Here is a 22,256-nt window from a genome sequence, read left to right on the forward strand (position 1 = left end):
CACGTCTTATCTTAAGTATGAAACGAAGCGCCTCAGGTTAGCGCGAATCCATTTCTAATTCGACATCGAACGGTCGATCTTGCATGACTTTATCTATGTAGAATCCTTGGATGCCATCACATGCGGCCGCCACGGCGATCTCATATTGGCTTTCGGTCTCAATGCATTCAGCTACGCATTGCATTGCCATCGAATGAGTGAGAGCGACAACCCCGTGAAGCAACTCACGGTCGTGTGACGAATTTGTAACATTGGTCACAAATGATCCGTCGAGTTTCACAGTGTCGAATTGAATTTCCCGGAGGTAATTCAGCGATGAATTCCCGGCTCCGAAATCGTCCAAAGCAAGTCGGCACCCTACCTCTTTCAGACGCGCCAAATGATCCCTTGCTACATCGAAATTTTTCAAAAATGCTGTCTCGGTAACCTCGACTTGAACCCTTTCAGGCGAAAGGCCACCCCGGTCTAATTGAGCAATAAGCCATTGCGACATCCGAGGATCGCACAACTGCCGGGCGCTAATGTTCAGAGATAGTATTTGATCATTCGGCCAGAGAATTGCTGTCCTACATGCTCTCCGCAGGATCTCTTCGGTCAAGAAATCGATTGTGCCTAACTGCTCAGCGAGAGGAATAAACTCGGACGGCTGCACTTCGCCTAGTTGACTATCGTTCCACCTCGCCAGCGCCTCAAATCCGCTAATACGCTGCGTCCGACAGCACCAAATGGGCTGAAAGTGAACGTCGAGATCGCCCCTGATGTCAGCACTTGAAAGCTTGTGTTCGATTAGCGTTCGGCGAACCTCGCATTCCATCAGTGCTTCATCGAAGAAGCAGGACACTTGCAATGGGTCCGATTTCGCTCGGTAGAGGGCGATATCAGCACGCCGAAGCAACTCTTTGGATGTCAAATGGCGGTCATCCAAGAGAACGGTTCCGCTACACGCTTCAATCTTGAGAGCTCGCCCTTTCCAATTCAGTTGGACTCCGAGTGCCTTTTCAATGGCTCCTGAGAGATTTTCCATGACGACACTTTGGTCGGATAATATAGCGAACTCATCGCCTCCCATACGCGCGACGAAACCATTAGGAAACTGCGCAGTAAGTTGGTTGGCCGCTAGTCGTAGCATTTCGTCGCCCGCCTCATGTCCGAAAACATCGTTAATGGGCTTAAAACCGTCCAGATCAACCAACGTCAAAGCAGCATATTGGGTTCTTTTTTCGTCTGATAAACTGAGTTCCAGTTCTTCGATTAAGGCGCGGCGATTTGCGACCTTCGTCAAGAAGTCTGTTTTCGCAAGCTTGGTCGCTTTTCGTTCAGCAGCTCGGGCTCTACGACGCTCATTGCGCTCGGAAAGACGAACTCGCATGTGACGGTGCAGGTGTAAGTATTGCTCGAAAAGCATGCGAGCGACGGCGGCCAGGACGATTGTTAAGCTCAAGCCAGCCCATTGGAGCATCTTGTCAGCTGAAAGAATGAGGTTAAGGGCTATCGGTAGACCGAGTATTGACAGGGGCATCAGAGCTGCCACGGGCATACAGTGCAATCCGTAGGCGCACCCAATCGCTGCTAGAGTTCCGAAAAGGATCACAAACTCTCGGGCATCCTGAACCGTTAGGAAAAGATACTGGCCCCATATTGAGAATAAGAACGAGATAACTGTCGCTAGGTAGCACGTTTTCTTTAGTTCCTGCCTCATTATCGCGGTTGTGACATCCGATTGCGCAAACATGGCCCAATGAACGCCGCGCCAGACGATTAGAACGAAGAGCAAATGAGCGGGGCTCGGGCGAAGGAGATCGCCACCCGAAGCTGTCGCATGCATCCCAACGAGGTTCACTGCAGCAATAAGATACAGGAACGGAAGCTGCCGCTTGAGGCTGTGGTATGTGTCACGCACCAGGCTATGGTCATGCTCGCCCACGTCGGAGAAAGGGAAGGGTATGGGCAACGGTTACTTATCCTTCGACTTCGTTGGAAAACAGCGGCGGAAGAATTTTGCAGCAGGACTAAACGATCTGGGCGAATAAACGGTTAATGAGTCGAACGAGGCGGTTTCGAGAGGCTGGCATCCTAGAGAGTTATCCGTCTTGGGTCCTCGACAAGTATTGAATGCTTGATAACGGAGCCGGTTAATTCTCAAGGTCCTTTTTCCGCTCCCGACTTTCAATAATCCTCGCACAGCCTGATCAGCACCCGATCAGGAAATTGGCCGTGAACGAAGGACATAACAGGTTATGTCAAACGGGTCGGGTCTGTCGGTTTTTTACAAGGCTGCGGGGATTCGTTTCTTCATGCAAGTTCACTGCATGGCTTATGCCGCTTTCAAAATTGCGGGCACCGCTGCCTTGATGACCGCCAAGCGTTGGCCAGGATTTTCAACGCGCAAGCGCTCTTCCAATTCCATTGCGAGATTGCCAGCGGCTGCTTTTCCGAAGTTCGCCGCGGTTCCAGCATAGTCATGCAGTTTCCGACACAGTGTTTCGTATCTGATGTTCGAGATCTCATCGATCTCCATGGTTTCCTTCAACAACTCACATAGTGCGTTTTGATGCTGCTCAAAAAGATTCACGAGGTCGTCAGTGAGGAAGTCGTAGACTGGCTTCTCGTCAATCTGACTGCACCAAGTTGCAACGATGTCTTCCATAGTATCGAGAGAAAGCGGCTTTGAGTAATGGGCTTGCATGCCTGCTGCCAGGCACGCGGCGCGATCGTCCGCGAACGCATTGGCAGTCAAAGCGACAATCGGAAGGGTGCCTTCTTCAATGCCAGCGGAGCGTATTCGCCTTGCAGCATCAAGCCCGTCAACGACTGGCATTCTCATATCCATAAGGATCAAGTCATAAGGGCTATCTTTTTCTGCAGCCGCTAACGCCATTTCGACAGCCTCAAGCCCATTGCGGGCAATTTCAGCTTCAAAGCCGCAACGCTCTGACAATGCGAGCATAAGGTTCTGATTGAGCTCGTGATCTTCCGCCACAAGTATCCGTACCTGCTTGCGGTTTCCATCCGATCGAGCCGTTTTTCCTGATTTTGGCGTTGCAAGCTCGTTTTTAGAGGTAGCCTTTAGCGGCAAGACCAGTCGAAAAGTCGATCCTTGTCCATACTCGCTTTCAACACTCAAGTCCCCACCCATAAGGCGCGCTAGCTGAGCGCTAATCGCTAAGCCAAGGCCCGACCCTCCGTAAAGATGCGCAGTATCGTCAGAGGCTTGAGTGAACTGCGTGAAGATCTCTTCAAGCATTTCTGTTTTAATCCCAATGCCGGTGTCGGAGACACCAATCTCGATAAACCTTTCTCCGGATAGCTCAACTAAGCTTGTAGAGACGCTGATCTTTCCTTGTTCGGTGAACTTTATCGCGTTGCCCAGGAGATTCAGTACGATCTGGCGGAGCCTAAGTGCGTCCAACGTCACCAAGGCAGGAAGTCTATCGTCATGGACAAAATCAACCCGTAGGCGATTTTGACTAGCAACCGGCTCCAGCATGGTCACTGTGTTCCTTAAGCAATCGAGCAAATCAACCGACTCTTCATTAATCGTTATTCGGCCAGCTTCGATTTTAGAATTATCGAGAATGTCGTTGAGAAGCGCCATCATGGCTGTTCCCGACTCACTAATGCTATCGACGTATTTTTTCTGTTCCGGGTTCAATCCGCTGTCTGACAATAGTTCTGTGAATCCCAACACGCCGTTCATGGGCGTTCGGATCTCGTGACTCATATTGGCAAGAAAATTTGATTTCGCTTCTGCGACGATAGCGGTCCTGTCCCTCTCCGTGGCCAACTCGTTTTCCAACCGCTTATGATGCGTGATATCGATCAAAACACCGATGAAACCGATATGCTTGCCGTCTTCGTCAAGCTCAGGGGTGCTTGTGGCATGAACCCAGCGAACATCTCCATCGCGATGAACCCAACGAAATTCCCAAGAGAAGTCGGCCCGCTTCTCAACTGTGGCGCGCCAGGCCAAGGCGACGTCATCAACATCGGCCGGGTGAACCGACCTTGCCCACCCATCTCCCGTTGCCTCATCTTTCGTTAATCCGCTCATCTGTTCCCAAGCAGCGTTAACGTACGTGCATTCTCCCAGCACATTTGTCTGAAAGATTCCGGCAGGTGCTAGATTTGCCAGGGTCTGGAAACGACGTTCACTTTCTTTGAGTGCGCGTTCGGCTCGACGTTGTTTGGTGACATCGCGAATATATCCCGTCGTGCCAAGAAACTTTCCACGTTCGTCAGTGAGTCGACTGACATTGACCTCAATAAATCGTTCTTCACCTCGAGCATCTCGGTACCGCTGATTCATGATAGTGCGATCGACTTCACCAGAAGCAATTTTGGGATACAGGGCGGCCGCGTGTGCACGATCTTCCGCGTGGAGAAGCCGTGTAGTAGACCAACCAAGACTTTCAGCTACCGAAAACCCTGTCAGGCGTTGCCACGCCGGGTTCAAGTATGTCCACCTACCACTCGCATCGGTACGAAATACAATATCGTGAACGTTGTCTAAAATCGTATTCCGAAAGTCCGTTTTCTCGGCCAGGTCTTCTTTGGCGCGATCGCTCTGCCTCAGCTTGATTGCAACCGGCAGTCCCATGAAAAGATTAGCCGCGAGAAAAAGCTGAAGCGCGATGACCTTGTCACGAAAATTCCCTTCGCCAAGCATGATCGGGCCGTTGCCGGATGCCGTAGCTATCGATGCGACCGCCGATATGATGACCACTGCCAATGCCGTTCCAACGGTCCGCGCTTGAAAGGCAGCAAAAATTACAATCGGACTTATAAGAAAAAGAAAGGGATAGTTGGATTGCAAAAAGACTAGAGATGTGGCTGTGGCAACAAAGATGCCCAAGAAAACGTGACGGCTGGTTACTGCCCGGTCCCTTTGAGCTTTCCAATTATCCACAAAAGTAAGCACGCAAGGCGTGAAGATCAAAAGTCCGAGAGCGTCGGATGATGCCCATGACCACCAAATCGCTAAGAAATCACCCTGTGCTGACAGAATAATTGCCGCGAACGTCCCCGAAATGGATGCTGCGAGGATTGCCGAGACGAAGAATGTTGCCAGGTGGCGAATGGAGCTTGGCTTCCATCGCACACCGGAAATTTTACCCAAAAGGACCGCCATTATCAGAACTTCCGCCGAGTTTGCGGAGGCCAAGAGCATGGACTTTGAAAGACTGTCTCCGACGAAAAGATTAGCCGAGACATTTGCTAGGAAACATGCCGGAAAAAGTGCTGCCTTCGTCCGATGATCTTGGATCCGTAACAGCGCACTCAAAAGAATTGCATTCGGCAACCAAAAAGCGGCTATCCGCCCACCATCACGCGTGAAGGTAATCGAAAGCCAAGCCACCACGCCGAATAGGGTCGCGACGATTAGTACCCGCAAAATCGCTATCCGCGTGAAGCGGTAGTTCTTTGCGGCCTGGTGCATGAACATCGATCCCTTAGTGTTAGTAGCCTGGAATCGTTGTATGTGTTAGCGGTTAGTTAACTAACAATTTTGGATCCGATATGGAGCGTTTCTATCGACTAAAAGGGATGAAGATCAATACGATCGCCGGATCTTGTCTATGGTCCGAGCAATAAATATCGACAGCCGGTTTAGTCATGAAAATCGGCTAGAACCATCGCTCCCGCCACATAAAAAATCAGTCCGGCCAACCATCCCAAAACTAAATGAAGTGGAGGTTTTCCGTTCCAACCGACTAGGCGGTGGTAGAGAAAGAGGCAAATCGTGCAAAATATAACGATTGCGAAGCCGCCCGCCGAGACCAACAGGATAAACTTGACCGGCTCGGATATGCTTCCAACGTCTACGATTAGCTGACCCTGCAAATTGGAAGTTCAACGATCGAAGGTTAGTCGTTTTCCGACTCATGAACAATAAGCCGTACCCTGTTCGAGAAAAAAGCCCCCGTTCGCAATACGATGGAGGCCTCTAAATTTTTTCTGACTAGCGCTAAGTAGTTATGATGCCGACAAGGACTCATGACAGGCTACGCCATTAGTTGCCTTGTAACGCCTTGGATAACTTAGCCAATCAAGTCGGATTGGTTTGAAATACTAGGCAGCAGCTGTTCGATCTACTGTAAATGAGCAACCGGCGAAGTTACCTTTGACCCATTCAACCACGAGTTTTTGGCGCTCTGTTCTCGTGACTAGAGTAAAGGTGTCGCCAGAACACAGGACTTCCTCACACTGTATCAAGACCCCTGTGCTCGAAACGTTCTCAACAATAATCGGTACGTGAACGCCAGTAGAATCGACGAGATTAGCAAGATGACTCCATTCCACCCGGGGCCCCCGTGCTCCACGTCGTCTGCGTTCGGATTCCAAGCTTTTTTGCCAAGTGTCCACCACAAGCCTCCTGTTGAATCCTTACGACGATGACATGAAGGTCTACCATTTAGATCAACAATACAGTCATTTTGAACCAATCCGTCCCTGCTTAAGATCAAGAATGTTGAATGTTTGGTTGAACTACAGGCACCATCGGCGCGATAAAGTTTACTAGCACAAACACACTCTTAATCAGTTGCGGCTCAAGAGATTTATTGAGAAAATTAGATTCAGCTCCGCTATTCCGTGCTGGTCCGGCGTGCACACACCTCCCCGACGGTGCTGTGAGACTAAAACGAACTTTCTGCTTTTTTCGAAGCGAAGGCTTTGACCTCAAAATAATGTCGCCGAGCATGCTTCAGTAAGGGAAGTCTCGTCACGATGTGGCGAGGCTTTTCGTTTCTTGTGCGCAGTGAGTGTTCCGGCCGTGATCTCTCCTAGCGAAACTGAGACATGACGTGGCTCAAAACCGCGGGATATATCGGCTTCTCGAATTCCAGACCGGCTTCGAAATTTTCGCACCAGCAAACATAGGCCGGAATAGCTTCTAACCCCGGGAACCTAATGAACACACGGGTGTCTAACTTGACCCGGCTGACCAATGAGACCCGACAGCCGAGCGGGCTGACGTCTAATACCTTTAATTTCTGAGGATGCGCCCCTGGCTCACGAACTTCAACAGTCGCAACAAACGGTCGGCGTGGGGCTCGGCGTTCGGTCGTCATAGATCGGCTAACGCATTAATCAATGACAGATACCTTCAGAGAAATGGGAAATGGCCAACGCGAGATGTTCTGGCTAGTTAATCATTGAGAACCGAAATACTCTGGACCTGTCGCCAGATACCGACGTCTGCATCATTTCTAACTTTGCAAGGCGTTTGTCGAAGTGCCGGTCGAACTCCGCCTCCGCCGCAGCGGTTACGACAACAGAATGACTACCATCGTGCGTAGTCCGATATTCGATTACACCAAGACGACGAAGGGTTTCCGTAAAAATGGCGGCCTTTCGATGCGAAGAGCCGAAGTGCCTGATGAGGTCCTGAACTTTCGTTTGGTGCCCAAATGCTTGGGCCTGATAGATGCTTATCAGGGCAACGATCGGCCCAATCTCCGTACCGTCCTGGCGTTCGTGGTGATAAAGCTCTTCGAGCAATTTCCCCACGAACGCTTTTCACCGTGCAATCCGCTCACCGTGCGGCACGCCAGAGGTTTTAATTCTTGTGAGCGAGTTAAGAACGGACGGCCCCCAAACAAAATTTGGTGGTACCGAGCAAGCCTCACCCTAGCGCCATACGAGCGCAAGACAAGCGACAAATGAAACTACAACCTATTCGACCTTTCGTTTCGATATGATCACTTCGGCCGGACCGAATGCAAAAAGAGGTACCGGTCAAGCCAAGCCCCTCCAAAAACTTGACCAGGGTTAAAGACCATTGTCTTAGCAATCTGCCGAATCTATGGGGAAAGTTCCGTGTTTCGATCGATTTGGCTCGCGCTCTGTTTGCCGATTGCCTTGGGGGAGGCCTTGCTATTTGCCCTCCCCGTACATCCTGGCGGCCTTAACAAAGTCATCGACTGTTACGACGACGGTTGCGAATGAAACAAGATCAATTCGGGGCGCTATCCATAGGCTGCAATGTTGTGGAGATTGGCCCCCAAGCCTTAAATCTCGATGCTATCACCAATATCCCTATCGAGACAGAGACTGTCCGCAAAGGGAACGCTTTGCTGGTTACGCGACTGTTTGCTCTGGTCGGTGGGCTGGTCTTCCTAACTTCACCGTCATGGCTGGAATCAGTTATCGTTGGCGCCATAGGCATCGTGGCCTATCAGGCTTGGCTGGAGAGCTCCGCGCCAATTATCATCTTATCCTTGAGACAGGGTCGGCGCGGGTCCGGGTTTACAGTTCGAGGTCGAAAGAGCAGGTGTTAGGTTTTCGCGATGCCGTTGAGGAAGCGCGCGGTGCGCCTCTTGAGGCGGAGCTTTGTGTTGACCATACCTTGCCTGCGCAGGTCGTCGCGGCAGGATCGGCATTCCAGTGCACTCAATGAGAATGCAAGGTACGAACCGAGACGAAATGAAAGGGACTCTCGTCGCATAGCGACGAGAGTCCCTAGGCTTTTCAGGACCAGTGAAAAGCAAGTCGAGCATCGGGGGGAGAGTTGATGCCCTTCGTGACCAACCCTCATTAAATCCAGACGGCTTAAGCAAAGACCTATAATCTATTCGTTCTGGCGGGACATTGGAGCGTGAAGCGGATGCTTCATAAGGGAAGTCGTATCTACGTCGTCGGCTCTTGCGAGAAAACAACAATCGGATTTCATTTCATGTTCGTCACGGCTGACTGTGTCTGTCGCAGCCAGTTTTCCTGACGCCGCATTTCGAACGCTAGCGCTAGATAGGATTCTTTAGTCGCAACGCTCGTCGCCGCTTCAGCCTTCGCCAAGACTTTCTCAAAATCGTTGTCCATGTACATTTTCAAGACCCATATTCATCAACAACATTGTGTTGTGTGAACGCTCATATTTTACGGCGCACAACTTGCGCTATCTCGTAAAACTACGACAATGACCGAAATACGAAAGGGCCCCCGCTGCGATGCAACGAGGGCCCTTTCGCCTTTTCAGGACCGGTGAAAAGTTTGTCAGACATCCGTGGGGTGATGTCGTTCGTGACCAACTCTCATATAAAAAGAAGGTGTTTCGCGAAAATCAACAATCGGTTCGTTCTGGTGGAACATTGGGGAAGAATTGGCCTGACGAGGCATCTCGGTGCCAAGTAAACTCAAGTCGTAAGCCAATATGTGCGTCACGCTAAAGCGGGGGGCGCTTCCATCCGACTACCCAAGACCTGGACTAGGACATCTTTTGTCCTGAGAAAACGCCGTTCAATTGCGCTATAAGGGGAGGCCAAGCAACAATGCGAAGGCCTCCCCTCCTCGCGTCGCAAATCACTAATAAACCAGAAAACCAAATGAAGGAAAGGGGGCTGACCGCTGGTCCGCTTCCACTCGGCAACCGACCAAGCGGCCATCAACCCATTAACGGTCATTCACGACAAAAGCGGACCGGTGTCAGCGTTCCCGGCTTCCAATGTTGAAAGCGTGCGGTCAGGGACGGGCCCGAACATTAGAAAAGTGAGACTCTCGCTGCATGGCAACGAGAGCCTCTTAGACTATCTATGACCAGCCAGAAGCGACTCTATCGAAACGACTCCAAAATCGAGCCGCTCCCGCACATACAAAGGCTTATTCGTTATTCGTTTGAGCGTCGCTCGACGCGTGTGCCGAACCGCTGACGAGCACCGATCCGTTGACCGGAACCTTATTATTGCGAGCATCCGCCAATACCTGCGCGCCCTGTCGCGACGTCGCGGCAGCGCTCTGACGCGAACGGACGGCAACCTGCTGCGTGATCTGCGTAGCGGCACTGCGGGCCGAATTTGCGCGACTGGCTGCACTAGCGGTCGCTTCGCTGGTAGCCGATTGCCCGCTAACGATCACGCCCGTGACGTCGCTGGTCCCGAGCGTGTCAACGCCGAATGAGGCATACTCATTAGCCGACGCGCTCCCCGAGGCGCCGCCCTGACCCCCGAAGCCAGCGGTCGAAGTCGCCCCGTTCGCAACCGCGTCGACGGTGCCCGCGAGGCCAGCATCTCCGCGCACCGAGCCGTCATTCGTGTTGACGCTTCCGATGGCATTGCCGGATCCACTGCCCGTCACGGCGCCCGACACGCTGTTGGAAATGCTATCGGCAACGCCGAGCGAACCGGAACCCGTTAGGCGGTTTGTCAGCGAACTCTGACCTTGAAGCGTGTTGCCGGCAACCGAGTTGATCGCGCCATCGACGGATCCGCCGAGGGTCTGGTTGATGGTGCCGCCGATGTTGCCTAGCACCTGAGCGGATGCCGGTGTCGCAACGAACATTGCCGGACTGGTGATGGCGAACGCGAAAATCATTCTCTTCATGTTCTTCATGGATCGTCTCCTCTTGTCAGCTAGGGGTAAATTCACCCCCGATCCGTGATGAAAACGACACCACTCAGTTACTTCATCCCAGTTTTTTGCGAAATTATTTCGCGCCTACGGTTTTCGGCGAAATTGCACAGGTGCTGCAGACGATTCCGCGCCCAACCTTGCCCTTGCCGTCAACCGCTTCGCGTGACAGATTTTCGATTGACCCGATAGCGGCAAGCCGCGCGGCTGCCAGTGGTGCGGCAAAACTCGTGCCCCGCACCTCGGCATAGCCGCCCGCAGGAAGCGCCGCAGCCATGTCGGCACCAGGCGCGGCGAAATCGAGATGCTTCGCACGTCCCGCTTCGCGAAGTGCGCGGCCTTGGGCGTCGACACCCGTCACCGCTACGACACCATCGTAAGAGGCCGGATATTGTGGAGGAGCGGCGGGCCCGTCATTTCCCACTGCAGCAACAACTCTGATTTTACGCGTCTGAAGTTGCGCAATTGCCTTCTCAAGCAGCTTGTTGGGCGGCCCCACCAAGCTGATATTCACGACTTGAGCATTGTTTTCCTCTGCCCAGCCTAGCGCCCGAACGATTGCGGTCGCCGACCCCGCAGCGGGATTGCCACCATAGACGTCTGCCACCAACAGCCGCGCTCCGATCGCCGCGCCCTTAAAACGCCCCGCGTCGCCGACAAGTAATGAGGCGACTGCCGTACCATGGCCAGTCGGGACGACCTTTCCGACAAAGCCGCGCTGACGAATCGCCGCGCCTTTCAGCGACTCGTGTGCAGCGACGCCGCCGTCGATCATTGCGATCAAGCTTCCTTTCGCAGTTAATGAGGCGCCAGAGGCCAAGGCGACAGAGTAGGTAGTTGCAAGCGGCCCGCCAGCGGGTTCGAAGACATGGTTGTATTCCAAATCGAGGCCAGACGCTGCCTTAGCCAGCCGTTTCATGGCTTTGCGGATGTCACCACCCCTGTCCGGAATCGACAGGACCACGAAGCGTAATCCGAGCACCGCCTCTTCGCGAAGCGGGACAAATCCCGCCGATGCCACATCGGCGAGGGCCTGGGCGTCGGGATCGATTACGACCAATTCACCGCGACGTACGGGATTGCCGTTCTTGTCGCGGTCGAGCTGCTCCGAAAATTGGAGTATCATCGTGCGCAGCCGTTGATCGCGCAAGCGGGCGAGCGGCTTGCTTCCGAATGTATCGATGACATTGCCCACGCCGATCCGGTCGAGCGATGGCTGCGCCAATGCGCTCGCTGCCATTTCCTGCCGTTCCTGCTCTTGCTGCTGGTTCGGTAGGACGGCACCGACGACTGGGAGTCGCTGGGTCGGCAATGACGGGATCGCCTGCCCCAGCGGCCCGAGGGCTCCGCCGGGGTTAGAGAGAATCTGAGCCGAAGCAGGGGTAGCCACACCGATCAAGCTCAAGGCGACTAGGATTAGGATACGTCTGGACATGATGGCTCCTCGAATTATGCACGCTTGAGGATGAAACGTCATGGCTGCATCGTTTCATCCCCATGAGGAATGATGAATCTGAAAAAATCGTCTTTCGAGAGGCATCTGAGCCCAGTATACCCGCGCTTGCGGCGATTTGCCTACAGCCTATCGCGCGATGCCCACGACGCCGACGATTTGACGCAGAGAGCCGCGATGCGAGCCATGAGCAGTTTCGACAAGTTTCAAGAAGGCACAAATTTCGACAGCTGGGTGTTTCGGATCACGCGCAATCTATGGATCGATACGGTTCGGGCTCGCGGGCGACGGGGAAAACACGAAATGCCCGAAGAGGCCGGCACGTCAGTTGGCTACGATCCGCTGCCTGCGACCGAAGCCGCGCTAGATCTCGGCAAGGCGATGGCGGCGCTCGAGAAGTTACCCGAAGAGCAGCGCGAGGTCGTCTCTTTGGTCTTGATCGATGGCATGGCGTATCGCGAGGCTGCAGACTTGCTCGAACTTCCGATCGGCACCATCTCGAGCCGTGTGGTGCGTGGCCGCAAGGCGCTGCTCGACCTACTTGGCGAGACGCAAGATGACTGAGGAAGAAGAGTTTTTTGCCTGGCTGGACGGCGAATTGGAGGGCGAAGCGGCTGCGGCAGTCGCGGCGCGCGTCGCCGCAGACCCCGAGTTGAAACAGCTCGCCGAGCAGCATCGCACGATGACTGAAGACCTGCGCGCTGCGTTCGACCCCATCATGACCGAGTTGCCGGCGCCTGAGGCGGTTCTGACCTTTCCGTCGATGGCCGCAAATGACAATAGCCATTGGTTCCGGTTCGGCGGGATGGCGGCAAGCTTGGCCTTCGCGCTGTTCCTCGGCATCCTAATCGGCCAACCCGGTGAGGGCCTGGTCGTGACAAGTACGGACGGGCGGTTGATCGCTGCATCCGCCTTGAGTGACACGCTCGACAATCAGCTTGCCTCTGATGAGCAAGGTGCGATCCGCGTAGGGGTCAGCTTCATCAATACCGACGGGCACTATTGTCGTAGTTTCGCGGCACCTGAAGCAGAGGGCGTCGCTTGTCGAATAGAGGGAGGCTGGCAGTTGGAAGGGCTTTTCGCCGGCAAAGGGGAGTCGGGAGAATATCGGATGGCTGCAGGGACCGGACGCCATATCGCTGAATTGATCGATGCCCTCATCGTCGGTGAGCCTCTCGACGCCGAGAGCGAAGCCGAGGCGCAACGCAGGGAGTGGCAAATCCCGCCGCGTCCCTGATCCATTGAACGTGAGTTAATACGAGGTGCAAGGCGCGGAGCTAGTAGGCGGCTTGTTGCAAGTTCTACGCTGCAATCGGAAAGGCGAATTTCGACCCAAGTTTAGCCGTGCGCTGTAGCATCGGTAACATTGAGGGGGACGAGAACTCCTAGGCGGACGACAGTTTCTGCATCGCGGCGAGCATCAGACGATATAAACGCTCCGAGCCGTAGTGGCCGCTCAGGTTGACGATTTGTGTTCCGGTTTACCTTTCCGGGGGGTGCTCGCCATTTCCTCCAGTTCGCGTTCCGACATGGATTCGTACATCTCACGCGACGCCCCATCGAGTTCACTAGCCTTCGTGTCCCCTCGCCTTGCGGACAGAGCGGCGCCGGCCGCATTCTGCTGGGCTTTTGACTTGGCAGGCATCGGGCTTCTCCTTCTTCTGAGTAGGCGGCAGGGCCTCAACTCCCGACGTTAATGCCGCCATTTGGGTGCAACACCTGACCTGACATGTAGCTGGAATCCTCGCACGCCAGAAATAGGAAGGCGGGGGCTACCTCGTTGGGCTGCCCGGGCCGACCCATGGGCGTATTTTTGCCGAAATCATCCATCTCTTTGGGAGGTTGACCACCACAAGGATTGAGCGGTGTCCAGATCGGTCCAGGAGCCACGACGTTGACCCGAATGCCGTCTCCGACAAGATTCTCAGATAGCGAACGAGTAAAGGCTGTGATGGCCCCCTTTGTCGCGGAATAGTCGAGAAGATTGTCCGATCCCTTGTACATTGTAACGCTCGTGCAATTGATAATCGCGCTACCGCGTTTGAGATAAGGGCGCGCCGCCTGGACCAAATAGAACATGGAGAAAATATTTGTTTGGAAGGTGCGGCGAGGTGCTGTCAGACTAAGTCGCACTTTCCTACCTTTGGGCACAGCTCGGTCTTTGAGGCGCGGGTTTAGCCCATAAGCTGCCGCCACTCGGCAAGGGCTGCCGAGCGGCGTTGCTTGTAGGTGGTGCGATCGATGAGGTGACGTTCGGTATTGAAGTGATTGTGGACGTTGGCGTGGACGCTGGCGAACTTCTGCAGGCTCTTCATCTGTCGAAACCGCTGCATCGCCCGCTCCCGTCGTCGGAACGGTAAGTGTGAGTTCTCGACCCGGTTGTTGAGATGACGACCGACCTCCTGGCGGCCGGCATTGCCCATCTCCTGCATGGCGGCGCTGTAAGAACGCAAACCGTCGGTCACGATCCTCTCTGCCTTGCCGTGACGCTTGAGCGCTTTTCTCATGAACCGCAGCGCGGCCTTTTTGTCGCGTTCGACCGTCACGTAGCTCTCGAGGATCTCGCCTTCATGGTCCACTGCACGCCATAAGTAGCGACGCTTACCGTTCACCTTCACCACCATCTCGTCGAGGTGCCACTTCCACTGACGAAAGCCACGCATCCGGCTCACCCGCTGCCTCCGGATATCGCCCGCGAACATCGGGCCGAACCGGTTCCACCAGTAGCGCACCGTCTCATGGGCGATGTCGATCCCCCGCTCGAACAGCAGATCCTCTACGTTCCGCAAGCTGAGCGGGTATTTCACGTACATCATCACCGCCAGGCGGATGATCTCGGGCGAAGAGTTGAAACAACGAAACGGGCTCGGTGGCTTGGCTCTCGATTTGCGGCTCATCTCCTACCGCTAACAGCCAGTGCTCGACGCTGCCACGTTAGTCTGACAAGACCGTTTTCACGCCCGATTCGCTGTTTTTTCCCTGTTCCGGCCAACCAAGACCGAATGCATCGAGAACTGAGACGCATCTGACTGCGCGAGCGCAAATCCAGCCATGAGCTCACCAATCGTGATGCGTTCGTTCGCTGTTCGGGCGAAATTCTCGGGGAAGTACCGGAGGTTCTCGCTGCTGCTAGCAGACGAGAATCCTCGGTAAAGTCAGTGGCGGAGAGAGTGGGATTCGAACCCACGGTAGGGGGTTACCCTACACTGCATTTCGAGTGCAGCGCTTTCGACCACTCAGCCATCTCTCCGCGATCTGAAGGATGACAGGCGAGCGTTCGCCCGTGATCGGTGCGCGCCTCTAGCAACGACGAGCGAGCTTGAAAAGAGGGAACCTCGCCTTGCCTGTCGCGCTGACCGACCATGACTCGTTTTTCCAGGGCACTCATCATCGGCGACAGCGGCGGTATCGGTGGCGCCATCGCCGATCGGCTGCGCGAATTCGGCGTCGAGGTCGTCGGCCTCTCGCGCCGCTCGGACCCTCCGCTCGATCTTGAGGACGAAGCGTCGATCGAGCAGGCGATCGGTGCTCAGAAAGGCGAATTCGACCTGCTCTTCATCGCGAGCGGGCTACTCCATGACGGCGAGCACCAGCCGGAGAAAAGCAATCGCGCTTTATCCAAAACCGGCCTCGACCGCGCCTTCGCGGTCAACGCGACGGGTCCCGCGCTCGTCATCAAATATGCGCTGCCCTTGATCCCCCGCGACCGTCCCGCCGCCATCGCCGCATTGTCCGCCCGCGTCGGCTCGATTGGCGACAACCGCCTCGGCGGCTGGCACGCCTACCGCGCGTCGAAGGCAGCGCTTAACATGCTCCTCAAGACCATGGCGATCGAACTGGCGCGCACACACAAGCAACTCGTCGTCACCGCCATGCACCCCGGGACGGTCGACACGACCCTCTCCGAACCGTTCCAGGGCAACGTGCCCGAAGGCCAGCTCTTCACGCGCGAACAAAGCGCGAGGCACCTTCTCGACGTGCTCGAAACGCTCGGGCCCGAGGACACAGGCGGTCATGTCGATTGGGCCGGCAAGCTAATCGTGCCGTGACAATTTGCGACAAGGTTCGCGCTGGCCGACATGCGGCTGCGACAGGCATGATGCAGAACTCGTCTCATCAACGATCCCCCAAGGAGATTTTTCGATGACCAAATTCCTGCTTTCCGCCGCCGCCCTCGCACTGGCATTCCCGACCGTCGCCGAAGCGCAGCATCACGGCATGAAGGCCGATGCCGACGGCGACAAGATTGTCACGCTTGCCGAACATGACGCCGCCGTCGCGCAGCGCTTCGCCCGGATCGATGCCGATGGCGATGGCCTTGTTACCGAGGCGGAAATGAAGGCGATGCACGAAGCGCGCATGGAAAAGCGTGCCGAGCGTCGTGGCGAGCGTATGGAGCAGCGCCGCGAGCGAATGGAAAAGCGCATGGCCGAGGCGACGCCCGAGCAGCGCGCCCGCTTCGAAGAAATGCGTGAGAAGCGCGCCGAAATGCGCGAGCTGCGCCAGGACCACCGCGCCGAGCGCCATGCCGAAATGTGGGCCAAGACCGACACCAACGGTGACGGGGCCCTGAGCCTCGCCGAATTCCAGGCCCATTCGCGCGAACGATTTGCCAAGATGGACGCCAACGGCAATGGCCAGATCGATGCCGACGAACGACGCGGAAAGCGTCATCACGGTGGCCACGGCGGGAACCGCTAACCTTTCAACGCAACTCTCCCCTTTGTTGCGTGTCATGGGGGCTGGCCTTGCCGGTCCCCATGATCCATCGAGAATGGTAGATGACCAAGCCGCACCTTCTGCTCGTCGAAGACGAACCGGCAATCCGGACGCCGCTCAAGCGGTTTCTGGAGCGCGAAGGATTTCGCATCACCGACGTCGGCGACGCCAAGGCGGCACGCGACGCGCTCGACAAAGGTGCCTTCGCCCTCGCCATTCTCGACATTATGTTGCCGGGCGAGGACGGCTTGAGCCTTGCCCGTGCGATCCGCGCCGGGGGCGAACTGCCCATCCTGTTCCTTAGCGCGCGCGCCGAAGACATCGACCGGATCGTCGGTCTCGAAATGGGTGCGGACGACTACCTCACCAAGCCCTTCAATCCACGCGAATTGCTGGCCCGAATCAAGGCGATCCTGCGCCGCGCCGAGCCCAATGGCCCGGTCGAAGGTGACGATCACGTCTATCGCTTCGGACCCTTCAAACTCGATAGCAGCGCCCAGACGCTCTCACGCGACGGCGACGCGATCGCGCTGACGGGGGGCGACTATCGTCTGCTGCTGTGCATGGTCGAGCGCGCCGGCCGCACCCTGTCGCGCGACCAGCTTCTCGACCTGACCAAGGGACGCCAGGCCGATCCCTTCGACCGCGCGATCGACAATGCGGTCATGCGCTTACGCAAGAAATTGGGCGAAGACGGTCCCGAACTGATTAAGACGGTGCACGGTCTTGGCTACAGCTTTGCCGGAAAGGTCGAGACGGCATGAAGCGGCTGACCCTTGCCGGACAGGTCGCGCTGATCGTGGCGCTCGCCATCTTCGTGGTGCAATTCTTCAATCTTGCGCTGGCCATCGATCATCGCCGCGATCTCGCGCTGACGCAGTCGGTGGCGCCCGCCGCCCAGCGCCTGATCTTTGCGGCCGAGCGCCCCGAAATTCTCGAACGCCGTCAGGAGCGGCGCGAGCGACGCGCGCGTCGTCATGGCGGGCGCGATGGCGAGCCGCGCGACCGTTTCCTGCGCCCCCGCGCCGTTCCCGACGATCCGGTGCCCGGCAATGCACGCCGCCTCGTTGCAGGCGAACGGGTCCTGCAATCGCGGTTCGACGAAGCGGGAATCCCGACCCTCTCCACCAAGGTCGGCGTGCTCGAACCCCAGTTCCAGCGCGGACACCGCCAAATCCTGGTCTTCGGCGTCCAGCTCGAGGACGGCAGCTGGCTGACGACCCGCGCGCCCGGGCCACCATCGATGCGCCCCCTGATCGGCATCTTGCTGCTGCAATCGATCCTTATCGGCCTCGCAATCCTGATCCCGACCTTGCTGCTCTTGCGGCGCGTGGGCGGCTCGCTGACGAGTTTGCGCCGCGCCGCTGCCTCGTTCGACGGCGCCGTCCCCACGGACCCGGTCGAACCCAGCGGACCCAAGGACGTGCGCAGCCTGATCGAGGCGGTCAATGCGATGCAGGCGCGGATCGCCACCATGCTTGCGGAAAAGGACGTCATGCTTGGGGCGATCGGCCACGACCTCAGGACGCCCCTGACCGCGCTCCGCATCGAAGCGGAGAGCATCGATCATGAGGAGCAACGCGATGCGCTAATCGCGCAGGTCGAGGCGCTGCACGCACAATTCGAGCAGATCCTCGACTTCGCGAGGACCGGCAAGGCCGCCACCGCGCGCGAACCCCGCAATCTTGCGCCGCTGGTCGAGGAGTGCGTCGCGGCCGCGCACGAGCAGAACAGGGATGTCACGCTCGGAACGATCGAACCCGTGTCCGCCAAGGTCGACGGCGCCGCGCTGAGCCGCGCCATTTCGAACCTGATCGACAATGGCATCCGTTACGCCGGACCCGTGACGGTGTCGCTTGAAAAGGTCGACGGGACGGCGCGCCTCAGCGTCGCGGATACTGGTCCGGGCCTGACCGATGCGCAGAAGGAGCTAGCGCGCACGCCTTTCGGGCGGCTCGACCCCTCGCGCAACCGGGCATCGGGCGGTCACGGCCTCGGGCTCGCCATCGTCGAGGCGATCGCGCGGGCGCACGGGGGCGAATTGCTGCTCGAGGATAACCATCCCGGACTTCGCGCCGTCATCGCGCTTCCCGCGCTGGACTGAATCCCGTCTTGTCGCGCGCCAGCGAATCCCTACATTGAAACTATGTCCAAGACCGTTATCCCCGAAGCGTCCTTCACCATCGGAGAAGTGGTGCGCCACCGCCTGCTCGATTTTCGCGGCGTGATCTTCGACGTCGATCCCGAATTCGACAATAGCGAGGAATGGTACGAAGCGATTCCCGAAAGCATTCGCCCGGCCAAGGACCAGCCCTTCTATCACCTGCTCGCCGAGAATGCGGAGACGAGCTACGTGGCCTATGTCAGCCAGCAGAATCTGGTGCGCGATGAAAGTCACGAGCCGGTCGACCATCCGGCCATCCCGACCCTGTTCAGGGACTATGACGGCACGCGCTATCCGCTGAAGCCCGAACACCGCCACTAAGCGGTACGAAATCCTCCACGAAAATCCGCCCTTCGCGGTTGACACAGAGGTGTCATTTCCATAGGTGGCCCCATCCCCGCGCGAGGTCCCCCTCGTGGGCATCCTGCGCGGCCATGAGATTCGTTAGTTGAGAGAAAAGCCAATGTTCGCAGTCGTGCGCACGGGCGGCAAGCAGTATCGCGTCGCCGCCGGAGACAAAATCGTAGTCGAAAAGCTGGCCGGTGAAGCCGGGGACAGCGTCGACCTCACCGACGTGCTTCTGGCGGGCGAAGGCTCGGACCTGAAGTCGACCGACGGCCTGACCGTCGCGGCGAAGATCGTTGCCCAGGCGAAGGGTGAAAAGGTCACCGTCTTCAAGAAGAAGCGTCGCCACAACTATCGCCGCAAGCGCGGCCATCGCCAGCAGCACACGATCCTCGAGATCGTGTCGATCGGCGGCAAGGGCGGTGCCAAGAAGGCTGCGCCGAAGAAGGCGGAAGACAAGAAGGCCGACGACAAGCCTGCGGCGAAGAAGGCTCCGGCCAAGAAGGCTGCTGCACCTGCGAAGAAATCGACAAAGTCTGCTGCACCTGCTAAGAAGGCAGGGACCAAGAAACCTGCGGCGAAGAAGGCTCCTGCGAAGAAGCCTGCCGCCAAGAAGACCGAGAAGAAGTAACCATGGCACATAAAAAGGCTGGCGGCTCGTCCAAGAACGGTCGCGACTCAAATCCTAAGTACCTTGGTGTGAAGAAGTTCGGTGGCGAAAACGTCGTCGCCGGCAACATCATCGTGCGCCAGCGCGGGACCAAGTGGTACCCGGGCACGAACGTCGGCCTCGGCCGCGATCACACGCTTTTTGCGCTTATCGACGGCAAAGTCGCCTTCCGTGACGGCAAGCTCGGTCGCAAATACGTGCATGTCGAAGCGATGGCAGACGCCGCGGAATAATCGGGATCAGTCGATGACGGACGGTCCCTGGGGGACGGTCCGGAAAGTCTGAAACGATTTTCGAAAAAAGGGAGAAGGGCCGGTCCCTCCTCCCTTTTTTGCATTCTGAAAGACCCTTCTCCTCAAACTGTCACGATCCGCCCCTAGCGGACGGATCGCGCAAGTGGAGGAGACGAGTAATGTTCGCGCGGACCGAACGATTATTGTTGAGACCGGGCTTCCCGGAAGACGCCCCGCAACTGGCCCGGGCCATCGGCGACGAGCGGATCGCCCGCAACGTGGCGCGCATGCCGTGGCCCTATTGCCTCAGCGATGCCGAGCGCTTCCTCGAGAAGTTCGAAGACGCCAGGAACACGACCTTCCTGATTTTCGAACGGACCGACGCGGCGCCCAAACTCGTCGGAGGCTGCGGCTTCGATCACCGGCTCGATGGGTCGCTGCAGTTCGGATATTGGATCACGCCGGCAAAGTGGGGTCGGGGCTTTGCCACCGAGGCGGGTCGCGCCACCCTCGACATTGCGCGCACCCTTCGCGTCAAGCGGCTCCAGGCAGGCCACTTCATCGACAATCCGGCCTCGGGCCGCGTGCTCGAAAAGCTGGGATTTCGGCCCACGGGCCGGACCGTGCCCTGCTTCAGCCTCGGCCGGGGTCGAGAAAGCCAGACCCGCATGTTCGCGCTCGATCTTGTGGAGGAAGAGACGCCGAGCGCCATTGCGGCCTGACCCGAAATGCGAAGCGCCCCGGCAGTCCTCCCGCCGGGGCGCCCTTCGCGCAGCCTGTTTCGAGCGTCAGGCCGCGTAGCGAACTTTCTTCGCGAACGTATCCGCTTCGTCCGGCACGCTTGCTTCATAGGCCGCGATCAGCTTGCGATCGTCATGCTGCCACGGGTGGAAGCGCGGCAGGAAATAGGTCAGCCACATGCCGAACACGCGGCGCGCCATGCCCGGCGACAGGAAGGCGTATTTGAACATCTTCCATTTCGCGCCCGCACCTTCGATCCCGTCCTGGCGCAGCAATTCCATGCATGCCTGCGCGCGCCCGGCGGTGAAGTTCTTCGTCACGTCGAGCATCACCAGCGTCTTCACCTTCCACCGCTTCCAGCGGCTCCAGTCCTTGGTCGCGTGAAGCCAGGTGTCATAGGCGACGCCCTTATGCTCGATCTCTTCCGCGGCATGCCAGCGCCACAGGTCCGCGCTCGCCTTGTCGGCACCCGCCAGATGCTTCGGGTTAGCAAGCAGCTCGTGAGCGAGGATTGCGGTGAAATGCTCGAGCGCCATCGTCGCCGCCAGCTGCACGACCATCGGCCGCGACTTGGCGATCGCCATTCGCTCGTCGACATAGGCGTCGAGCGGCGCGACGTCGTAGCCGCTGTCCTTGACGCGATTGTTGAACGCAGCATGCTCGCGGCTGTGGATCGCTTCCTGCGTCGTGAACGCCTTGATCTCCTTGGCCAGCTGCGGGTCGGCCCCTTCGCGAAAGGCGCGCACGCTTTCTACGAAGAAAGCCTCGCCCTTGGGAAAAGTCACCGACAGCGCATTGTAGAAGGCCGTCGCGTACGGATCGCCGCCATGCCAGTGGCGCGGCGTCTCTTCTTCGCGCCCGAAACGGCGGTCGCGAGGGGTGATGGTCAGATCCGCGGGACTTGCGGCCATGATGCGCTTCCTCCAAAGCAAGTTCGAGTCTCAATAGAGACGTAACTGACAATAGTGTCAATAAGGTTACCATGGCGACGCGCAAACGCATGTCCCCCGAAGAAAGCCGCAAGGCCGCGCTCGATGCGGCCCGCGACCTCCTGCGCGAAGAAGGGATGCGGGCGATCACGCTCAAGGCGGTGGCCGCGAAGATCGGGCGCACGCACGCCAACCTCCTCCATCATTTCGGCTCGGTCGACGAGCTGCACGGTGCCCTCGCCGACCAGATCGCGCACGAGGTCGCCGCCTCGATTACCGGGTCGATCGGGCAGTATCGTCTCGGCAAGACCAAGCTGCGTCACGTCGTCGAGGAGATGTTCGTGGCATTTCGCGAGCAGGGCATCGGCCAGATGATCGCCTGGGTGGTCCTCTCGGGCCGCCGCGAAGCCTTGGAGCCGATCCAGAATGCCGTCGCCAAGGTGGTCGAAGACATCTCGGGTGAAGGCGACGAACGCCCGCTCGACCGCGCCACGCTCGGTCTCGTCCTGCTCGCCGTCGGCGACAGCCTAGTTGGCGAGGAAATGGCCGACGCCACCAGTCTCGAACACGAGGCGAGCTACGACATTGCAGTCAAACAGGTGCTTGCCGTGCTCGGAGAATATCAGGCGACAAAACCGCGCCTGGTGCGTTAAGGGCCCGC

General features: G+C 57.3%; 21 protein-coding genes and 1 tRNA gene. 11 read left to right on the forward strand and 11 right to left on the reverse strand.

Translation table 11 applies throughout. The features are described from left to right. Nucleotides 1-37: 37 nt before the first annotated feature. The 6 genes from KTQ36_RS10330 to KTQ36_RS10355 all read right to left on the reverse strand — a co-directional run bounded on the left by KTQ36_RS10330 (nucleotide 38) and on the right by KTQ36_RS10355 (nucleotide 11,776). Nucleotides 38-1,951 (reverse strand): putative bifunctional diguanylate cyclase/phosphodiesterase, encoded by a 1,914-nt coding sequence (locus tag KTQ36_RS10330; protein WP_218633577.1) that lies wholly within the window; start codon nucleotides 1,949-1,951, stop codon nucleotides 38-40. Nucleotides 1,952-2,314: 363 nt separating this feature from the next. Beyond that, the gene (locus tag KTQ36_RS10335) at nucleotides 2,315-5,437 is read right to left on the reverse strand and encodes a PAS domain S-box protein (protein WP_218633578.1); all 3,123 of its coding nucleotides are present in this window, start codon (nucleotides 5,435-5,437) and stop codon (nucleotides 2,315-2,317) included. A 1,345-nt stretch (nucleotides 5,438-6,782) separates the two neighbouring features. Continuing rightward, on the reverse strand, nucleotides 6,783-7,070 hold the full coding sequence (locus KTQ36_RS11570) for a PilZ domain-containing protein (RefSeq protein WP_218633579.1): 288 nt from the start codon (nucleotides 7,068-7,070) through the stop codon (nucleotides 6,783-6,785). Nucleotides 7,071-7,143: 73 nt separating this feature from the next. Beyond that, nucleotides 7,144-7,509 carry a hypothetical protein gene (locus KTQ36_RS10345; protein WP_218633580.1) on the reverse strand — a complete coding sequence of 122 codons (366 nt, stop codon included), beginning with the start codon at nucleotides 7,507-7,509 and terminating at the stop codon, nucleotides 7,144-7,146. A 2,085-nt stretch (nucleotides 7,510-9,594) separates the two neighbouring features. Continuing rightward, a complete protein-coding gene (locus KTQ36_RS10350) occupies nucleotides 9,595-10,323 on the reverse strand; it encodes a hypothetical protein (protein WP_218633581.1) in 729 nt (242 codons plus the stop codon). Nucleotides 10,324-10,417: 94 nt separating this feature from the next. Further along, nucleotides 10,418-11,776: a S8 family serine peptidase gene (locus KTQ36_RS10355; RefSeq protein ID WP_218633582.1), complete on the reverse strand. Its 1,359-nt coding sequence runs from the start codon at nucleotides 11,774-11,776 to the stop codon at nucleotides 10,418-10,420. A 72-nt stretch (nucleotides 11,777-11,848) separates the two neighbouring features. Between KTQ36_RS10355 and KTQ36_RS10360 the strand changes: the two genes are divergently transcribed. Beyond that, nucleotides 11,849-12,358: an RNA polymerase sigma factor gene (locus KTQ36_RS10360; protein ID WP_218633913.1), complete on the forward strand. Its 510-nt coding sequence runs from the start codon at nucleotides 11,849-11,851 to the stop codon at nucleotides 12,356-12,358. Continuing rightward, complete coding sequence (locus tag KTQ36_RS10365) at nucleotides 12,351-13,031, forward strand: anti-sigma factor family protein (protein WP_218633583.1); 681 nt, start codon at nucleotides 12,351-12,353, stop codon at nucleotides 13,029-13,031. Before KTQ36_RS10360 ends, KTQ36_RS10365 begins: the two co-directional genes overlap by 8 nt. Before the next feature lie 219 nt (nucleotides 13,032-13,250). On the opposite strand, the gene KTQ36_RS10370 is transcribed toward KTQ36_RS10365, so the two are convergent. From KTQ36_RS10370 to KTQ36_RS10385, 4 genes are all read right to left on the reverse strand, one after another. Beyond that, a complete protein-coding gene (locus KTQ36_RS10370) occupies nucleotides 13,251-13,439 on the reverse strand; it encodes a DUF3008 family protein (RefSeq protein ID WP_218633584.1) in 189 nt (62 codons plus the stop codon). A 35-nt stretch (nucleotides 13,440-13,474) separates the two neighbouring features. After that, the gene (locus KTQ36_RS10375) at nucleotides 13,475-13,945 is read right to left on the reverse strand and encodes an SDR family oxidoreductase (protein WP_345777706.1); all 471 of its coding nucleotides are present in this window, start codon (nucleotides 13,943-13,945) and stop codon (nucleotides 13,475-13,477) included. Between the two features lie 23 nt (nucleotides 13,946-13,968). Then, a complete protein-coding gene (locus KTQ36_RS10380) occupies nucleotides 13,969-14,691 on the reverse strand; it encodes an IS6 family transposase (protein WP_218633585.1) in 723 nt (240 codons plus the stop codon). 262 nt (nucleotides 14,692-14,953) lie between these two features. After that, a tRNA-Ser gene (locus KTQ36_RS10385) sits at nucleotides 14,954-15,044 on the reverse strand. Nucleotides 15,045-15,156: 112 nt separating this feature from the next. On the opposite strand from KTQ36_RS10385, the gene KTQ36_RS10390 reads away from it, so the two are divergent. The 8 genes from KTQ36_RS10390 (at nucleotide 15,157) to KTQ36_RS10425 (ending at nucleotide 20,647) form a co-directional block, all read left to right on the forward strand. Beyond that, complete coding sequence (locus KTQ36_RS10390) at nucleotides 15,157-15,843, forward strand: SDR family NAD(P)-dependent oxidoreductase (protein WP_218633586.1); 687 nt, start codon at nucleotides 15,157-15,159, stop codon at nucleotides 15,841-15,843. A gap of 94 nt (nucleotides 15,844-15,937) precedes the next feature. Beyond that, the gene (locus KTQ36_RS10395) at nucleotides 15,938-16,495 is read left to right on the forward strand and encodes an EF-hand domain-containing protein (protein ID WP_218633914.1); all 558 of its coding nucleotides are present in this window, start codon (nucleotides 15,938-15,940) and stop codon (nucleotides 16,493-16,495) included. An 80-nt stretch (nucleotides 16,496-16,575) separates the two neighbouring features. Then, entirely contained in the window at nucleotides 16,576-17,277 is a 702-nt protein-coding gene (locus KTQ36_RS10400) for a response regulator (protein WP_218633587.1), read from the forward strand. Next, nucleotides 17,274-18,617 (forward strand): sensor histidine kinase, encoded by a 1,344-nt coding sequence (locus tag KTQ36_RS10405; RefSeq protein ID WP_218633588.1) that lies wholly within the window; start codon nucleotides 17,274-17,276, stop codon nucleotides 18,615-18,617. Before KTQ36_RS10400 ends, KTQ36_RS10405 begins: the two co-directional genes overlap by 4 nt. 42 nt (nucleotides 18,618-18,659) lie before the next feature. Further along, nucleotides 18,660-18,998 carry a heat shock protein HspQ gene (gene hspQ / locus KTQ36_RS10410; RefSeq protein WP_218633589.1) on the forward strand — a complete coding sequence of 113 codons (339 nt, stop codon included), beginning with the start codon at nucleotides 18,660-18,662 and terminating at the stop codon, nucleotides 18,996-18,998. 142 nt (nucleotides 18,999-19,140) lie between these two features. Continuing rightward, nucleotides 19,141-19,653 (forward strand): 50S ribosomal protein L21, encoded by a 513-nt coding sequence (gene rplU / locus KTQ36_RS10415; protein WP_218633590.1) that lies wholly within the window; start codon nucleotides 19,141-19,143, stop codon nucleotides 19,651-19,653. A gap of 2 nt (nucleotides 19,654-19,655) precedes the next feature. After that, nucleotides 19,656-19,925, forward strand: a complete 270-nt coding sequence (gene rpmA / locus KTQ36_RS10420) for a 50S ribosomal protein L27 (protein ID WP_218633591.1) — start codon at nucleotides 19,656-19,658, stop codon at nucleotides 19,923-19,925. 179 nt (nucleotides 19,926-20,104) lie between these two features. Continuing rightward, a complete protein-coding gene (locus tag KTQ36_RS10425) occupies nucleotides 20,105-20,647 on the forward strand; it encodes a GNAT family N-acetyltransferase (protein WP_218633592.1) in 543 nt (180 codons plus the stop codon). A gap of 66 nt (nucleotides 20,648-20,713) precedes the next feature. Here the strand turns inward: KTQ36_RS10425 and KTQ36_RS10430 are convergent, their stop codons facing one another. Beyond that, on the reverse strand, nucleotides 20,714-21,577 hold the full coding sequence (locus tag KTQ36_RS10430; RefSeq protein WP_218633593.1) for a metal-dependent hydrolase: 864 nt from the start codon (nucleotides 21,575-21,577) through the stop codon (nucleotides 20,714-20,716). A 71-nt stretch (nucleotides 21,578-21,648) separates the two neighbouring features. On the opposite strand from KTQ36_RS10430, the gene KTQ36_RS10435 reads away from it, so the two are divergent. Beyond that, a complete protein-coding gene (locus KTQ36_RS10435; protein WP_218633594.1) occupies nucleotides 21,649-22,248 on the forward strand; it encodes a TetR/AcrR family transcriptional regulator in 600 nt (199 codons plus the stop codon). Nucleotides 22,249-22,256: the final 8 nt, after the last annotated feature.

Source organism: Sphingomicrobium clamense (assembly GCF_019264355.1).
Classification (GTDB): domain Bacteria; phylum Pseudomonadota; class Alphaproteobacteria; order Sphingomonadales; family Sphingomonadaceae; genus Sphingomicrobium; species Sphingomicrobium clamense.

Bases quoted from the DNA above. Each gene is read 5' to 3' on its own strand.
- KTQ36_RS10380 (WP_218633585.1), bottom strand. From the start codon at position 14,691: ATGAGCCGCAAATCGAGAGCCAAGCCACCGAGCCCGTTTCGTTGTTTC.
- KTQ36_RS10395 (WP_218633914.1), top strand. From the start codon at position 15,938: ATGACCAAATTCCTGCTTTCCGCCGCCGCCCTCGCACTGGCATTCCCG.
- KTQ36_RS10360 (WP_218633913.1), top strand. From the start codon at position 11,849: ATGAATCTGAAAAAATCGTCTTTCGAGAGGCATCTGAGCCCAGTATAC.
- KTQ36_RS10430 (WP_218633593.1), bottom strand. From the start codon at position 21,577: ATGGCCGCAAGTCCCGCGGATCTGACCATCACCCCTCGCGACCGCCGT.
- rplU (WP_218633590.1), top strand. From the start codon at position 19,141: ATGTTCGCAGTCGTGCGCACGGGCGGCAAGCAGTATCGCGTCGCCGCC.
- KTQ36_RS10355 (WP_218633582.1), bottom strand. From the start codon at position 11,776: ATGTCCAGACGTATCCTAATCCTAGTCGCCTTGAGCTTGATCGGTGTG.
- KTQ36_RS10335 (WP_218633578.1), bottom strand. From the start codon at position 5,437: ATGCACCAGGCCGCAAAGAACTACCGCTTCACGCGGATAGCGATTTTG.
- KTQ36_RS10400 (WP_218633587.1), top strand. From the start codon at position 16,576: ATGACCAAGCCGCACCTTCTGCTCGTCGAAGACGAACCGGCAATCCGG.
- hspQ (WP_218633589.1), top strand. From the start codon at position 18,660: ATGTCCAAGACCGTTATCCCCGAAGCGTCCTTCACCATCGGAGAAGTG.
- KTQ36_RS10405 (WP_218633588.1), top strand. From the start codon at position 17,274: ATGAAGCGGCTGACCCTTGCCGGACAGGTCGCGCTGATCGTGGCGCTC.
- KTQ36_RS10350 (WP_218633581.1), bottom strand. From the start codon at position 10,323: ATGAAGAACATGAAGAGAATGATTTTCGCGTTCGCCATCACCAGTCCG.
- KTQ36_RS11570 (WP_218633579.1), bottom strand. From the start codon at position 7,070: ATGACGACCGAACGCCGAGCCCCACGCCGACCGTTTGTTGCGACTGTT.
- KTQ36_RS10365 (WP_218633583.1), top strand. From the start codon at position 12,351: ATGACTGAGGAAGAAGAGTTTTTTGCCTGGCTGGACGGCGAATTGGAG.
- KTQ36_RS10370 (WP_218633584.1), bottom strand. From the start codon at position 13,439: ATGCCTGCCAAGTCAAAAGCCCAGCAGAATGCGGCCGGCGCCGCTCTG.
- rpmA (WP_218633591.1), top strand. From the start codon at position 19,656: ATGGCACATAAAAAGGCTGGCGGCTCGTCCAAGAACGGTCGCGACTCA.
- KTQ36_RS10435 (WP_218633594.1), top strand. From the start codon at position 21,649: ATGGCGACGCGCAAACGCATGTCCCCCGAAGAAAGCCGCAAGGCCGCG.
- KTQ36_RS10390 (WP_218633586.1), top strand. From the start codon at position 15,157: ATGACTCGTTTTTCCAGGGCACTCATCATCGGCGACAGCGGCGGTATC.
- KTQ36_RS10425 (WP_218633592.1), top strand. From the start codon at position 20,105: ATGTTCGCGCGGACCGAACGATTATTGTTGAGACCGGGCTTCCCGGAA.